The sequence below is a fragment of the Nitrosomonas oligotropha genome (genome assembly GCF_900106555.1).
GTDB classification, from domain to species: domain Bacteria; phylum Pseudomonadota; class Gammaproteobacteria; order Burkholderiales; family Nitrosomonadaceae; genus Nitrosomonas; species Nitrosomonas oligotropha_A.
Genome location: NZ_FNOE01000007.1, coordinates 43,938 through 59,501, shown reverse-complemented (window position 1 = coordinate 59,501; position 15,564 = coordinate 43,938). Strand labels below are relative to the sequence as shown.

Sequence of the window (15,564 nt, the reverse complement as noted above, 5' to 3'; positions counted from 1 at the left end):
AGGTGTCACCTCCTCTTTTTCTAGTACATCTATACTAGAAATAAAGAGATGTTACGCTGATATTCTTATCCGCTGTTTTTGCTATCATGTGAGTAAGCACAGTATCCGTAGGAGCTTTTTTATGATTGATGCAATTGCGGTTTCAAATAATAGAAAACAGGATCGCCGTCAGGATATGCCGTTTTTCTGCGCTTACCATGTGGGGATCAAAATGGGCAGGCGGATCGGAGAGCGCAGAGTGTCTGAGAAAGGGAAATCGGTGTACGTCGATCGTTACACGGGAAATGTGCTGTTTTGTGTCATTGCTATTTTATTACTGAGCGCGTTGGACGCCTACCTGACGCTCAACATCCTTAACCAGGGCGGTGAAGAGATCAACTGGTTGATGGCGGTGCTGATCGAGGAAAGTACAGAAAAGTTTGTGGCTGTAAAACTGGCGCTTACCGCGATGGCGCTTATTCTACTGGTTATTCATCATAACGTCCGGTTGATTGAGTGCTTGCGTGTCAGGCATCTCAAGTACGCAATCCTCGCTGGGTATAGCACATTGATCGGATACGAATGCTATCTGCTGGAATTGGCGGCTGCGTTTTAAGTCGAGAGCGGAGCAAGCGGAAAAGAATGTCGTGATCTCATTACCAGGCAGTGCGATCACAGAAGAAGCCTTTCTAACGCAAGCTGGTTTTGAAATAGCTGGCTATATTTCTTAAATCATCCAGTACCAGTGTGCCTGCTGCTAACTGCAAGCGCAGATAGGCCAGCAGATAATCAAATCGTGCCCGTGAAAGATCGCGTTGTGCGGTATACAGTTGTTGTTGCGCGTCCAAAAGATTTAAATTGATGCGGATACCGCCACGGATGCTTTTTTCTGTTGCATCGACGAGCAGTTCAGCCGATTTGACTGCCAGTTCCAATGATTCAATCTTTTTGATGCCACTTTTTAACAGATTGTATTGTTTTTTCAATTCGACCAGTACTTTGTCGGTTACCGCGTCGAGATCGGCTTCCGCGCGTGCGTGATTCGCTTTAGCCTGAGCCGTGAGGGCGTTTACACGGCCACCGGCATATAGAGGGAAATTAACTTCAACACCGATTGTGCCAAGCTCGGCATCTTGATTGCGTGTGATAAATGATCCTCTATTGTTCTTGGATAAACTGGCGACTAAATCGACGCGCGGGGTATGTCCGGCAAAACTCTTTCTGATTTCCTCTTTACCGGATGTTACCGCATGGCGTTGTGTCACCAGCTCGGCATTGCGTTCCAGCGCCAAAGCATACCAATTGTCATAATCTTGCAACTGAATGGCGCGCGTATTAAACGCATCGGACAATCGATCTAACTGGTTTATTTTTTGTCCTATGATAGCTTCAAGTTTAAGTTGAGCTCCTTCCAGCTCATCATTGGCTTCAATAACACGTGCTTGTGCAATGGCGTGTTTCGATTGCGTTTCCAAAACATCGGTCGTTGTTCCCTCACCTTTGATTAACATGCGCTCATTGACGCGCTTGAGTTCCTCAAGGGAAACCAGCTGTGCTTCTACGAGCTTGACATGATCTTGTGCCAGCAATGTTTCCACATAAGCTTCTACTAACCTTACAATGAGCTGCTGACTGCGCCCGGTAAATTTTGCCCGGCTGGAATCGGCTTGTGCTTTTCCGATGCGATAACTCGCTACCGCTTCCAAATTGATCAAAGGTTGACGCAAAGTCAACGAGCTTATCTGACTATCAAAAGTAACAACGTCTGAAACACTCTGGCCGGTTTGTGTTTTACCCGTAATGGTTCCTGAGCTTTTGTTTTGTGTATGCGTGATTGAAAGGTTGGGCAGCAAGCTTGCCAAACCGATGGCCTCGGCTTGTTGTCCGGCCTCATTTTCATGATAAGCGGAACGATAAGTCGGGTCATGCTGTAATGCAGCTTCATAAGCATCTAAGAGGCTCATTGCATGACCATGGCTGATCGGGCTCAAGAAAAACCCGGCTAAAATTAAAATTTTACGGATATCTATCATTACCGTTATTCTTCACTCAAGGCCGAATGAACGCGATCCAGGATCGGTTTGAATAGATAGCTCATCAACGAGCGTTCACCGGTTTTAATGAATATTTCTACCGGCATGCCGGCGCGTATTTGTTGGTCGGTCAGCTTTTTTATACCTTCCGGTGTAACCTTGGCCTTGATATTATAAAACGGAAGTCCGCTACGTTCATCCATAAGGCGATCCGCCGATACTTGGGTGACGGTGCCCGGTATATTAGGGGTTTTCTTTTGATTTAACGCGGAAAAAATAAGATCGACTGGAAGATCTACGTGCACCCGGTCAATCAGATGAACCGGCACTTGCCCGGTAATGATCAGCATATCATCGCTCGGAACGATATCCATCAACTTAAACCCCGGGCTAATCACACCGCCTTCGGTAAAGACGTTCATCCCCACCACAATGCCATCGACGGGTGCTTTAACTTCTACATTGGCTAGTTCAAAATCCTGTCCGCTCAAACGGCTGCTTAAAGAATCCACTTCTCGTTTGATGTCGAATAGCTGTTGCCGCACTTCTTTCTGGTATTCCTGCTGGCGATGAATGCGCCGTTGTTCCAGTTCGGCTATTTGGCGTTGGATGCGGCCGATGTTGCCGGTTTCCGCAGAAATCTCCCCGGTCAATTGGGTATACGTGCGTTCGAGTTCCAATACGCGATTGCGAGGGACGAAACCATCCTGAGCCAAGTCGCGCAGATTGACAAGCTGTTCTTCCAGGAACTTCAATTGCGCATTTTTACTGCTCCGCGATGCTTCCAGTCCGCGCAATTGCATTTTTGAGCCTGCAATATTTTCTTCCAGTGCCGCGATTTCATGATGCAAGGCTAACTGGCGCGATGTGAATAATTGGTTCTGAGTGATGATGTTACTGGCGATGCGTGGATCATGCTGGAGTGTGAGCAAGTCCTGCGGGAAAGTGATTTCCTTGATGCCATCGCGTTCCGCCAATAGACGCGCTTCCACTGCGCGCGCGGTATATAGTTGACTGCGGGTGATTTCAGCCTGTGCTTTGAGCTGAACATCATTCATCCGGACTAAAACTTGGCCGACTGCGACATGATCGCCTTCCTTCACCAGAATGCTGTCGATAATGCCGCCGATTTGATGCTGGACTGCTTGCAGATGACTGGCGACCGTAACCGTACCAGGAACTGGCACGCCTTTATCCAGCGGTGCAAAAGTCGCCCACAGAATAAATCCGCCAAAGCCTGCCAGGACGATCCACCAGCCCAATTTGGTATGGAGGGTCTCATCGGTTTCGACCTGATGAGATAAATCGGTTGGCGCATGTTCAACGACGGTCTTTTTTTCTTCCACTGCAAGCTTCATTATTCTTCCTGTCCGGTAATCAGTGTTTTCTCAATATATGGTTGAAAGACGCAGTAAAATTATCCGGTTTTAGAATCGGCTGCATTGATAGTTTGCGGTGTCTGGTTTTGAGCGGCTTGCTGCTCCGCCTTTTTTTGTGCCAGCTGAGCCTGTTGCTGCTTAGCCAATGCTTCCACTACCTGATTGGTCGGCCCAAATATTTTTGCTGTGCCATCATGCAATAATAGCAATTTAGTGGTTGCACCGAGGATACTGGTGCGGTGCGTGATCAAAACGATTGTTTTGCCGCGTTTGCGCAGATCGGTGATGGCGGCCAGAAGCGCCTGTTCTCCCACATCGTCCAGGTTTGAGTTGGGTTCATCGAGAACAAGCAACGATGGATCGTCATACATGGCGCGCGCCAAACCGATGCGTTGCTTTTGTCCGCCGGAAAGACCGGCGCCGCCGTCACCCAGATGCGTGTCGTAACCTTCCGGCATATTCAAGATCATTTCATGAACTCCGGCACGTTTGGCTGCCAGAATAACTTTTTCCGCATCGATTTCACCAAAACGAGCGATGTTTTCCGAAACCGTGCCAGCAAAGAGTTCAATATCTTGCGGCAAATAGCCGATATGTGGGCCCAATTCGTCCTTGTTCCACAGATAAACATCGGCATTATCCAATCTGACTTTGCCTGCCGCTGCCGGCCAAACGCCGACTAATAAGCGCGCTAGAGTTGATTTTCCCGATCCGCTTGGACCGATGACACCGAGCACTTCACCAGCAGCGAGAGAGAAAGTTAATCCCTTGATCACGGGAAATTTGCTGCCGGGCGGGGCTGCGGTGACATTTTCAACCGCAATAAAGCCTTGCGGCTTAGGCAGCGCCATACCGGCTTTCCGCTCCGGATTCTGGTCGAGTAATTTGGTCAAACGCTCATAAGCGCTGCGGGTGCCGCCAATTTGTTTCCATACACTGATGAGTAACTGTACGGGTGCAATGGCCCTGCCCAATAGAATTGAACCGGCGATCATCATACCCGGCGTAATGCTGTTATCCAGAACCAATAAGGCGCCTAACCCCAGCATCAGCGACTGCAATGCGACAGTGCAAGATTTCGACAGCGCGGTGACGATACCGGATTTTTCGCTGGCTTCGGCCTGCAGATTGAGAAAACGGCGATGCAGTTTATACCAGCGGGATTGGAGATTAGGCAGCATGCCCATCGCCTCGATGACCTCGGCATTGCGCAAATTATTGGAGGCGATATTGGTGGATGCAACCGCCATTGAATTAGCTTCGGCTAAAGGTTTATGTGAGATTTTTTCATTGATGTAGGCCAACACCATTAACAGGGTTGTACCGCATAAAGCAAAAACGCCCAGAATGGGATGAAACATAAAGATCACGAATAAATAAATCGGAAACCACGGTGCGTCAAAAAAAGCGAACAAGGCATTCCCGGTCAGGAATTGCCGTAAATTGGTCAAATCTTTTAATGCTTGCCCGGCATTGCTATCGCCCTTTTTGAGACTTTCCTCAAAGGCGGCGGTATAAACGCGTTTATTCAATTTCATATCGAGTTGCGCACCGACACGAATCAATACAAAGCTGCGGACGAATTCCAGCGCGCCCATAAAAATGTAGGCACCTAACATGATCAATGTCAGCATCAGTAAAGTCATTTCATTGCGGCTGGTTAATACGCTGTCATAAAGTTGCAGCATATAAATGGCCGGCATGAGCATCAACATGTTGATGACTGCGCTAAAAACACCAATGTTTCTAAAGGTTTTTTTAAAGCTGGTCAGTACCTGCGCGATTTCATTCTGAGGCGCTTTAAATTTGAACTTCATTTGAATATAAATGCCATGGAGTTGAATAATTCATCAGTGAATACGTGATCCATTGAATTGATTATAGTTGTCGATTGTTAATGTTGACCCGGTAAATCTTCTGCCGTCAGTTTAAATGGTCGTGGAGAAAAATCTAAATCCCGCTTGGCTTCGGACCAGTCAAATTTCAAATCCTGATTCATTCTTTCCGCCATTGCCGTGGTCCAATTGCGGTATTTCGGCAGCCATCGTAGTCCCCATGTTGCGATCTGAAAAAGCCATAGCGGCACTGTCAACATGTGTGGAGAACGGTTCATCGCTGTGAATACGCGTTCAACCATTGCGCGATAGGTCAAAGTTTCCTCGCCGCTGAGATTATAGGTCCGGTTGGTCAAATTTTCCCTGCTCAGTGCGGCATAACATGCAGCGGCTACATCTTCCACGTGGATTGGCTGCCGCAAACCGCTCGCTGACCCGAACAAGGGAAAGAACCCAAACCGGCGGATAAATTGTGCGATTTCAGTAATATTTTTGTCACGCCCGTATCCGTAAATCAGTGTCGGGCGCAAAATGACGCATTCTACCTCATGTGCGGCGGCCCATGTTTGCAGTAACTCTTCGCTTTTAATCAATTGTTGTGCAATTTTCCTTTCGTTGGGATCGGATGAAGTATTTTTGGTGAAACGGCTGGTGGAGGATAATACGACGATCCGTCGAGCGCCATAAGCCGATAAAAGATCAAAATGCTCGGATAACACCCAAATTGGTGCCACACATAACCAAGCGCGAATTTCACGGCCTTCATTGCAAGCCTTTGTGCTATCCATTGTAGCAAATTGTTGCCACGTGATTTGTGCGTCCAGTGTTTTGTTTGTGATGGAATGACGAGAGAATGCGGTGACATGCCAGCCATACTCAATCAGTTTCCTGATTAAACATTCTCCTGCTAAGCTCGTTGCACCCAGCAATCCAACGCGTTGCTCATTCATGTTTGAATTTCAACATCCGGTAACAATTTTGGGCTGCATAAACCAGCACTGTGGCGCTGAAGCGCAGCCATACACCTAATGTAATCAATCCCATTAATATGCCGGGATATTGCTGCCGGAAAAATTTCCGGTAGAAACGCAGCATGCCTTTATGTTTATGCCAAGAAACGAAGTACGGCCGGGCGCGGCTGCAGGTTCCCTGGAAATGAACAACCGGTGCATCCGGCACAAAAACAATTTTCCAGTTCTTTTGCTTGAATCGCATGCACCAATCCAAGTCTTCGCAATGCAGGAAATATTGTTCGTCCCAAGAGCCGACATCGTCGATGGCCTGACGCTTTACCAACATCAACGCGCCGGATATCGCTTCAACTTCGATTGGAGTTTGGGGTAAAGGCTGTTTATCCAGATGAAAATCAAAAAACAGCCGTGGCGAGTATTTTTCCAGATGATGCAAACCGAAAGCGCGTACGAAAGCCCGCCATGGCGTAGGGATCGCGCGCCGCCCGCCGCCTTGTTCGGAACCATCCGGGTTAACGAGATAGCCGCCAATCATACCGATGCGAGGATCCGATTCCATGACTTGCATCATGCGCTGTAGTGAGTTTTCCTGCAGGATGCAATCCGGATTTAAGAAAAGGATATAAGGTTGCGTTGCCGCGCCAAGGCCAGTGTTGCAACCGGCGGCGAAGCCAGCATTACTATTCAGGCGAACTATCTGGAGGTGATTATCTGCGAAAAAACTGGATTCAAGTTCTGACAGGCTGGAATCAGATGAGGCGTTGTCAATGACCAAGACTTGCTGCACTTGTTGCAAAACTGCCTGAACGCACTGGGTTAATATTCGACCGGCGTTATAGTTGACAATTATTACAGATATGGATTGTTTGCATCGTTCTTTTATGTCGTGACAGATTTGTTGTGGAGCGTACATTGTCTATCTTTAAATAAGGCCACTATGAGATGAAATAACTGCTGCTCAGTATTATCGGTAATTATCTCATGGTGTCAATGGGTTGTGTCCTTTAGTTTGACAGATGCTTTAATAAAAGCCTTGCGTGGCAACCAAGCCATCATTTGCAGTAAGCTTAAGCAAGAACAGATTCGCTTGCGCTGAATTTTTTTTCTTTGTTCCCATAGTTGTCCGATATGCTTAAAGGCATCGATTTTGGCTTGCGAATAAAGCCTAAGACGGCCAGAAGCAGCATAATAAAATCCCACGTAAAGAATCATGGCGATATGGATCGGCATGAGGATAAAAATTAGCGGACTGGGCATATTCTTGATAAATGTCCAGGTTAAGTTACGATGCCCATGATAAACAGAGAAGTCGCTCGAGCTTCCTGTGATGCCTGAACCGACGTGATGCACTTTAGCTCTGGGTAGTAACAGGCTTTTACCACCGCTGAGTCGCAGACGAAAACCAAGATCGACATCTTCAGAGTAAGCAAAATAAGTTTCATCGAAGCCGCCTAAGCGGCGATATGTTTCGGTGCGATATATCGCTGCGGCTGCACATGCTGAAAAAATCTCTACCGGCTGTTTGGGAGTGATATCGCAAGGGTATCCATGGGCGGTGCGCCAATGTAATCCGGATAGGTGGTAACTGTCGCCCAGTCCATCCAAGTGCGATGGATTATTTGCGTCAATCAGTGCACAGGCAAAGCAATCGACATCCGGAATCCTATGAATGTTTTTTACAATTTCTTCCAGGCATTCCGGCTCAGGATAAGCATCAGGGTTCAGAAAAAAAATCCAATCACTTTGAATATAATCCGCTACGGCGAGGTTATTGGCAGCTGCGAAACCGGTATTTTCGTTTAGGCGAACAAGGCGGCATGGGAAGTTTGTTTTCTCGGCCGCCTGCCAAGAACTATCCACGCTGTGGTTATCTATTACGATGACCTCAAAATTTGAGTAAGTTTGCTCCGCTAATGCAGACAAGGCTTTGGACAGCATCTCTCCGGAATTGTAGTTGACAACGATAACAGAAATAAAAGGGTTAAAAGGGGGCTGTGCGCGAGTCATTCGTTTTGCAGCTCATGATTCATGATTAAGTATGATTTACTCACGCATTGATTGCTTGGTTGATCGTATTTTTGGAATTCTGGCCATCTTGCAAAATATTACGCAGTTGGCGTTCGGCAACAGCAAATGAGAAATGCTCCTCGATATTAACTTTTCCTGAATTGGATAAACTTGTCCACAGTTGTTCATCATCGTAGGCGCGGACAATTTGCCTGGCGAAGTCTTCCGGAGTGTCTGCAACCAGGATGTCTTTGCCGTGCGTGAGATTCATTCCTTCGGCTGCGACTGTGGTGGCAACTACCGGCACACCGTAAGTCATGCTGGTGTTGATTTTGCCTTTAACGCCAGCACCATAACGAATGGGGGCAATAGATAGTCTGATACGATCAAAAATTGGTTTTATGTCTGATACAAAGCCTTTAATAATGATATGCGAAGAAGCATGAGCAGCAATTTTTGGGGGAATATTGGAGCCGATAATCAAAAGTTTTAAACCCGTTTTTAATGAATGGAGTATCGGGAAAATTTCGTTAATAAAAAATTCCATTGCATCTACATTAGGCCGGTGTTCAAAGCCGCCGATAAACAGAATATCTTTTCTTTCTTGATAGCCGTAAACCGTTTCCTGGTTTTGATGAATATTCGATAATAGTGCTACCGGAACATCGGGGGCTTCTTGTTTAAATAATTCAATTTCTACCGGGCTGACTAATAAAGTTTTATCCGCTTTACGTGCAGTACTCAATTCCTGCAGTTTTAGCCTTTCGGCTGCAGCTAATTGCTGTTTGTCCTGATTGATCAAAGCTTGCCGCTGTTCACGCAAAAAATGTAGATCCACCGTATCGAACAGTATCATTGCATTCGTGCAGTATTTTTTTGCGGTATCTATAAATTGCTCAGCAACATTGACCCGGCTGAGTAATACAACATCGTATAGATGCCCATGTGCTATCAAATGCGAATGAATCGATTCTAAATAAGGCAAATAAAAGCATTCGATACCGATAGACTGCATTCTTCGTGTGTAAACCGGGTGATATGCAAGCGTTTTTGCGATAAAACTAACTTTGTATCCTAATTTTTTGAAAATTTGCAGCAAATTAAACATGCGTAATGAGCCGGAATCATTATCGGGCATTAGAACCAGATCATCGAGGACAAGCACACGCTTACTGACGTCACGTTCTTTCTCAAGATGGGGCATGTCTCCGTTGGGCCGGTGAGATTGCAGTGTTTCGCGCCAGCGTCGATAAAATTTTTCATGATTAACCGTCTGATAACGTTTGGTGCCTTGTGTAACATCTGTTCCAGAAGATACGCCTTCAAAATGAATGACCGTAACGGCGGGCTGATAGTACACTTTTTTTCCAGTCTTCCTGACACGAAAAGCGAGATCGGTGTCTTCATAATAAGCGGGGGTATAGTAGTCATCCAATAGCCCGAGATCGACAAGATCTTGCCGTTTAATCATTAAGCAAGCTCCCGAACAATAATCAACGGCTCTGCAATAGGAATATTCCGGTTTTTCCGGATCATCGGTGCGCCCATAATTCCAGGCTGAAGCATCCTGCCACACGATACCCCCGGCTTCTTGCAGCTTGCCATCAGGATAAACCAGTTTGACTCCCACCAATCCGGCATCTGGAAAATCTGAAAATGTTTTTGTTAGCGCACTCAACCAGTCACGAGTGACGATTGTATCGTTGTTTAACAGTACGATAAAACGTCCTTTTGCGGTATTCACTCCGGCATTGCAAGAATAGATGAATCCCTTATTTTCTATGTTGTGGATGACTGTAATTCCTTTGATATTACTGAGCATCTTGGAGGTGTCATCGGTTGATGCATCATCGACGACAATCACTTCATAGGCACTTTCTCCACTGTTTTCATGAATCGATTTCAGGCAGGTGAAAGTATATAAATGTTTGTTGTGAACCGGGATGACAATAGAAATATCGGGATTAGGGGTCTCTGGAAAACTCAGTGAGTGATAGCGGGTTGCAATTGAATAATCATTTTTATGTGGCTGGGCTTTCTGAGGGGCAGAAAAGCACTTTCTGTGGATTCGTGTGAGTAACGCACGAACTCCTTGTGTTTTTAGAATGTTTAATGCGGCTGGAACGTATTTAAATAGTTTGGTCATTTGTAGGCTTGCTTTCGTTGGTTTTGACGTGTTTCTGAAACCCATTGAAATGCAACGGTTTCTTATTGATATTTTGTGGAGCAGCAATTGAACGGCATTTTATAGCATGCGGTGATGGTTTGTTAACGTACTAGGCCGTGGCCGTAATAATAATCATCCAATACTAATGTGCGCAGCAAATCTGTTTCGGATCCGGAAGGGTTTTTAATAAACTGCAAGAAAAGATCCTCTGCAATTTCTCCGGGTACCTCAAAATCAGTTAATAAGTTATCTCTTAGATTGATTGATTGGTTAACAAAATCCAGAATACCTCGCCGGATTTCCGCGCGTGCCGCCGCAGTTTGACGTTCTTCGTTCGATTGCGCGCGGAATTCGGGTGTTATATCAGTTGAATTGGTTGTTCTGTAGCACACTATTTGCGCGTCGTCGGCACTCAAAAATTTTTCAATAGTAAAGCTTTTTCTATATATGATTGGCTCGGTCGCAGTCGGTTTAGCATAATGACAATAGTAACCCTGTGCAATGACCTGATGTTTCAAAGCAACCTGCTCTGCAGAGTCTAGCGTCATTAAATAATAACCATGTATTTTTTGCCCCAGAAGTTGATTGAGGCGTTTTTGTGTTGTCGCTGCGTAACCAATATCGACAATGGCCACAGTCGAATCTTTGTTTAATCCAAGATTATCTAAATAGGCCATTAATCCGGGGCGTTCTTGTCCAGCCTGCTTCAGGATCCGCTCTTCGAGTTCTTGCAGCAGCGGTTTCAGATGATCGATATTTTCTTCTTCAACCGCAACCATTTTTTTCATTGGCCATATTTTGCGACGCGCCAATTCTTCACATTCTTCGTTCGATAGGCGTAATCCATACCGCTCAAAAATAAAATCCGGCATTGGGTTGGGCGCATAGTGAGTGCATGCAATTTTAAAAATATCATCCAGATTTGAAATCATTGGGACAGTGATTGCGCGCCGTGAGAGCACCAGATATTCAGATGCAACCGCATCAGTTTTACCGGATACCCACAAATCGTAAACGATTTTGAGTATTTGTCCTTCACGTGCGAGGAAATATAAACGTTTCATGCCATCGGTTGCCGCTTTTTTAACTAACCATTGCACAAAAGAGAGTACAAGGGGACCAGCGATCGTGAATCCAATCGCCCAGGGTGAAGAAGCCGGAACAAAATCGGCCGGATCGAAGCGGGGATAGAACACGGGGTGGAAGTTGCCTTGTGTGATGATTCCGAGTGTAAGCTGCTTATTCAGGTTATTCCGGGCATCCCGGTTGAGCGCCCGTTCGATAACCGGTTCAAAACGCGGTATTGCCCGGGCAAGTTCGACAGGGCGCATAATATGCATGGTTCTAAATCCCATATCGACCGGGATTTGCACATCAGAATGTTCGTTATCACCGATGACCAGGATTTCATGGGGTGATACATTTTCATCCGTCAGGAGCTGACGGTAAAAATGACCAGTATCTTTTCTCAACCGATTGTCAGAAGATAAGTAAAATTTATGCCATCCATTGATTCCACAACGTGTCAGCATGGTTTCAATGACGGATTTGGGTAGATACATGTCGCTGGCAAGAACAACGCGTTTACCGAGATTGATCGCGAGTTTAAATAAGGCAATTGTTTCGGGGCGGGGTGACACGATGGCCAGTTCGATGGTTTTCTCAAGTTCGCAGATTTCTTTGACGACATCGGCTGATAGGCCGGACATGGCCGCGAATTGTTTGAAAATGGCATCCAAACCAACGTCGTGTCCTGCAATCCGGCGCGCCTCGTTTTCTGCCGCGGCGCGGAACTCAAAATAAAGCTGGCCTGCTTGGCCACCGATACGCCGGGCTATGATTCGCTTGATACTTTCAGGATCCAACAGCGGGCGCGTGATCAATGTATCGAATATATCGAATACCACCAGGCGTATGGCGGGGTTTCTGAGTTGAATATGAACGTCTTCCGGTTTGTGCGACAGGTACTGGTCAATGCGCCAGCGAGACCAGTGATTGGATTGCTTATCCCAGAGGATAACTGCATTGTGGCCGGATTTCCGGGTAACCAAGACGAATAAACGTTCAATGCAATGTGCCAGTGTTGCATCGGTTTGTCCCGTTTCTTCGGGAAAATCTTCGATACTAAGATGAGCGTTGAATAAAGGTTGTAATGCTTTGGATTGCGCCCAGAACATCGATCCGGCCGGGAAGTCAAAATAGCCTATTGGACAATCGGCGATGCCCAGTTTCTTACACAGAATATATCCGTTGGTTTTATTGGAGAGCCAAGTATTTGCCCAATAAGGTAGAACGGTTGAATTATGTGGATAAATAAAGCCGATATTTTTATCACCACTTAACAGTGAAAAGATTTTCTGGATTTGTAATGGATTGCCCAATAATTGGGTCAACAAATATTCGCGCCAGCCATCCGCCGCGCCATTGGTATATAGTGATTTTTTACTATGAATATGCGCTATATAATCATATTCTTGTAATGCCGTGCCAAAAGTACAGAACATGGGTGCAATATCACGTCCGCGGTTGGGCACGATAGTGATGATTAATTGCCCTAGATGCGGCAAATGAGAAAAAGCATGCTTGCATGTCTGGCTTGCTGCCTCATCGGGTGTCGAGATAAACAAGTCATATGGAAAAGGCATATTACTCAGATAGTTTGCAAATTCTGTTGCGAGATCCGCATAAAAAATATGCGCGTGGATCGCAATACGTTCGGCTGGTGGTGTTGCTAACGGGGCAATCGTGGAAAGATCCACCATTCCTGCCAGAGAGCCATAGGAATCTACAGTCCCTGGAGTCGAATCACCGGCCTTACTTACGCGCCATGCCTCATAGTGCCCCATTCCGGAAAACAGTGGACCGGCGACGCGATAAGCGATATTCAATGCATGTTTGCGCCATCGCACTGGAAATTGCCAGTAGATGGCTTTGAGTAAAGGGAAAATTCTACGGCGCACCCCATCCCAAGCGGCGTGATGCTGTTCGCGGATTATTCGAACAAGGAACCGCAAAGGGGCTGTGATTTTCCATGAAGTTGAGTGAAATATGTCATGAATTGTTTTTTGCAGGGATTGCTCACGCTGAGTACTTGCAATTGTATTTTGTGTCAGTTGACTGTGTAGCGAAGCAAGCGAATGTTCATTATTCGCTAATTGGTTGCGAAGACTGGATATCAAATGTTCACTATGAGCTAATTGGCTGCGAAAGCTGGATATCAGGTCTTCACGGTATTCAATTAAATCCTCCAGTTGCTTGCCGGTCAGCAGCATTTTCCATTTATCGTAAACTTTACTTCTCGATTCCTTTAGAAAAGCCTTGTCTTGCTGGAGCCCTAAGCCGGAGTGTCCATAATTGTGGTAAATAGCGGTAATGTTGTCGATATGCAATATTTCGCTGTGCTGTGCGACTTGAATCCAGAAATCCCAATCTTCAAATACCTGCAGGTTTTCATCAAAACCGCAATGATCTTGCGTGACTAAAGACTGCTCAAACAGCATGGCATGAATCGGGATAAAATTTCTGCCCAAAAGCCGGTGTTGATCGTAAGGTTCGTTAAATGCAGTGACTTCCTGAAGTTGTTGATCCACGTAGTGCTCAACGCGTACGCCAGAGTATACGCATCGAGCTCTGGGGTGATTTTGTAATGCAGTAACTAGATGGGTGATGTGTTCCGGATAAAATAAATCATCGTCGTCAAGGAAAATCAGATAGTTTCCATTCGCCGAGTGCAGCCCAGTGTTGGCTGCCCGGCTTCGATCTAATGGTGCGCCAGTTTCAATGGTTTTGAGTGGAAAGCGCCCGCACCATTCGCCTAGTTTCCGATGACCTTCCCCCTTTGCGTCTACCACCACCACTTCGATATTCTGATAAGTCTGCAAAGCCACGGAGTCCAGTGCATCGGATAACGTGGGCCGATCCATGCTGCGGATAATGACGCTGACCAATGGCAGATCGCCGCTATCCAGCGGAAGTCCAAGTAATTTTTGGCGGGTATGCTCGGATTGATAGAGTTTGAGCGGATCGTTCGCTAACGCTTCCGCGGCAAGGAGAATGTAGGCTTCCGCTGCTGTGACATCGGCTGGCAGCGTATAGGTACGATAATGATTCAATGATGCAATATGCTGATCGTAACGCTGCTTTGTGTTTTGTGAAATAAAGCAGGTCATCGCGGCTGCCTTGCGTGCAGCCAAATCGCTGATATCGAGTAACTGATTGGGGGGCAATGGAATGCCCACTTCGTACAACGCAATGTTGACCGTAGCGCCAATGCGTCTGACAGCCTCAACAGCTGCCATACTCAGCGCGCGATGGTCCGGGTGCATTTCAAAAACCGATGGGGCATAAACCAGATCAGCGCCGGTTTCGCGGATGGCGGTTAAAATTTCCTCAATCAGTTTTTCACCATAGCAGACTTGCCGATCCTGGTATTGCCAGAAAATGGGTGTGCCATAGCCAAGGATGCCGGCTGCAGCAACACTTTCCTGTTGACGCTGCAGAATGTATTCAGCTTTTGTGTCTTCGCTTGCGCCATAAGCGCCATCGGATACTACGATAACGTGAACAGGGATGCCTTGCTCAATGTGACGCATAATGGCTCCGCCGCAACCGAATACTTCATCATCGGGATGAGGGGCGAATACGAGTGCGCAATTACCAGGGATTTTTCTAATAGCTTGGTAGGGAATGAGTGTGTTTTCCAATGTTTCTCGCTAAAAATTCTTACTGTAGATGATAGATCCGGCTCTCAAGTGGTGCGGATATTCATGCCTTGAGAGTCTATGGTGGCAATGTTCGCATTTATTGTTTTAACTTGCAATTTTCCTGCGCGGACATGTGGATTGCGCTTTGACATCGATAAAGCACGCCATTTCTAGCCTTCTGTTTTTATTCTCGCAAGTGCTGTCAGGAAGCATGCAACCAACGCATTGACTCATGTGGTTCGTGTTTCTTGGCAGTAAGCTTGGTAGTAACTTCTTACGTTTTGTTATTGTGAAAAGATCTTCCTTGTATTATTTTCCTTGTATATCAATCTTGTAATGCGTGCAAGTGATCGGATTGGATTGGTCACGAGAGTCCGATATCAGTATGAATATGGTATTTGCAATGCGCATTGATGCTCCGCGGGACTGGTTGTAAAACCGCTGAGCTTAAAGCTCTCATTCTCCTTTTATTGTTACAGTAGGGATTGCA

General features: G+C 46.3%; 9 protein-coding genes. 1 reads left to right on the top strand and 8 read right to left on the bottom strand.

Annotated elements, in window-relative coordinates; all coding sequences use genetic code 11:
- The first annotated feature begins 121 nt into the window (after positions 1-121).
- Positions 122-595 (top strand): DUF5658 family protein, encoded by a 474-nt coding sequence (locus BLU57_RS05715; protein WP_090317628.1) that lies wholly within the window; start codon positions 122-124, stop codon positions 593-595.
- Positions 596-668: 73 nt separating this feature from the next.
- Here the strand turns inward: BLU57_RS05715 and BLU57_RS05710 are convergent, their stop codons facing one another.
- The 8 genes from BLU57_RS05710 to BLU57_RS05675 form a co-directional block, all read right to left on the bottom strand.
- Complete coding sequence (locus tag BLU57_RS05710; RefSeq protein WP_256206166.1) at positions 669-1,943, bottom strand: TolC family outer membrane protein; 1,275 nt, start codon at positions 1,941-1,943, stop codon at positions 669-671.
- Positions 1,944-2,017: 74 nt separating this feature from the next.
- A complete protein-coding gene (locus tag BLU57_RS05705) occupies positions 2,018-3,370 on the bottom strand; it encodes an HlyD family type I secretion periplasmic adaptor subunit (protein ID WP_090317622.1) in 1,353 nt (450 codons plus the stop codon).
- 59 nt (positions 3,371-3,429) lie between these two features.
- Positions 3,430-5,208, bottom strand: coding sequence for a type I secretion system permease/ATPase (locus tag BLU57_RS05700; protein ID WP_090317620.1), 1,779 nt, complete (start codon positions 5,206-5,208; stop codon positions 3,430-3,432).
- Positions 5,209-5,285: 77 nt separating this feature from the next.
- A complete protein-coding gene (locus BLU57_RS05695; protein ID WP_090317617.1) occupies positions 5,286-6,176 on the bottom strand; it encodes an NAD-dependent epimerase/dehydratase family protein in 891 nt (296 codons plus the stop codon).
- Positions 6,169-7,110 (bottom strand): glycosyltransferase, encoded by a 942-nt coding sequence (locus BLU57_RS05690; protein ID WP_090317614.1) that lies wholly within the window; start codon positions 7,108-7,110, stop codon positions 6,169-6,171. Before BLU57_RS05690 ends, BLU57_RS05695 begins: the two co-directional genes overlap by 8 nt.
- 74 nt (positions 7,111-7,184) lie before the next feature.
- Positions 7,185-8,204: a glycosyltransferase family 2 protein gene (locus BLU57_RS05685; RefSeq protein WP_090317611.1), complete on the bottom strand. Its 1,020-nt coding sequence runs from the start codon at positions 8,202-8,204 to the stop codon at positions 7,185-7,187.
- A gap of 40 nt (positions 8,205-8,244) precedes the next feature.
- Positions 8,245-10,350: a glycosyltransferase gene (locus BLU57_RS05680; RefSeq protein ID WP_176776374.1), complete on the bottom strand. Its 2,106-nt coding sequence runs from the start codon at positions 10,348-10,350 to the stop codon at positions 8,245-8,247.
- Positions 10,351-10,472: 122 nt separating this feature from the next.
- Positions 10,473-15,074, bottom strand: a complete 4,602-nt coding sequence (locus BLU57_RS05675) for a rhamnan synthesis F family protein (protein WP_090317605.1) — start codon at positions 15,072-15,074, stop codon at positions 10,473-10,475.
- Between the last annotated feature and the right edge of the window lie 490 nt (positions 15,075-15,564).

Excerpts from the sequence above, each read along its gene's own strand:
- BLU57_RS05685 (WP_090317611.1), bottom strand. The coding sequence starts at position 8,204 with ATGACTCGCGCACAGCCCCCTTTTAACCCTTTTATTTCTGTTATCGTT.
- BLU57_RS05680 (WP_176776374.1), bottom strand. The coding sequence starts at position 10,350 with ATGACCAAACTATTTAAATACGTTCCAGCCGCATTAAACATTCTAAAA.
- BLU57_RS05690 (WP_090317614.1), bottom strand. The coding sequence starts at position 7,110 with ATGTACGCTCCACAACAAATCTGTCACGACATAAAAGAACGATGCAAA.
- BLU57_RS05710 (WP_256206166.1), bottom strand. The coding sequence starts at position 1,943 with ATGAGCCTCTTAGATGCTTATGAAGCTGCATTACAGCATGACCCGACT.
- BLU57_RS05695 (WP_090317617.1), bottom strand. The coding sequence starts at position 6,176 with ATGAATGAGCAACGCGTTGGATTGCTGGGTGCAACGAGCTTAGCAGGA.
- BLU57_RS05700 (WP_090317620.1), bottom strand. The coding sequence starts at position 5,208 with ATGAAGTTCAAATTTAAAGCGCCTCAGAATGAAATCGCGCAGGTACTG.
- BLU57_RS05715 (WP_090317628.1), top strand. The coding sequence starts at position 122 with ATGATTGATGCAATTGCGGTTTCAAATAATAGAAAACAGGATCGCCGT.
- BLU57_RS05705 (WP_090317622.1), bottom strand. The coding sequence starts at position 3,370 with ATGAAGCTTGCAGTGGAAGAAAAAAAGACCGTCGTTGAACATGCGCCA.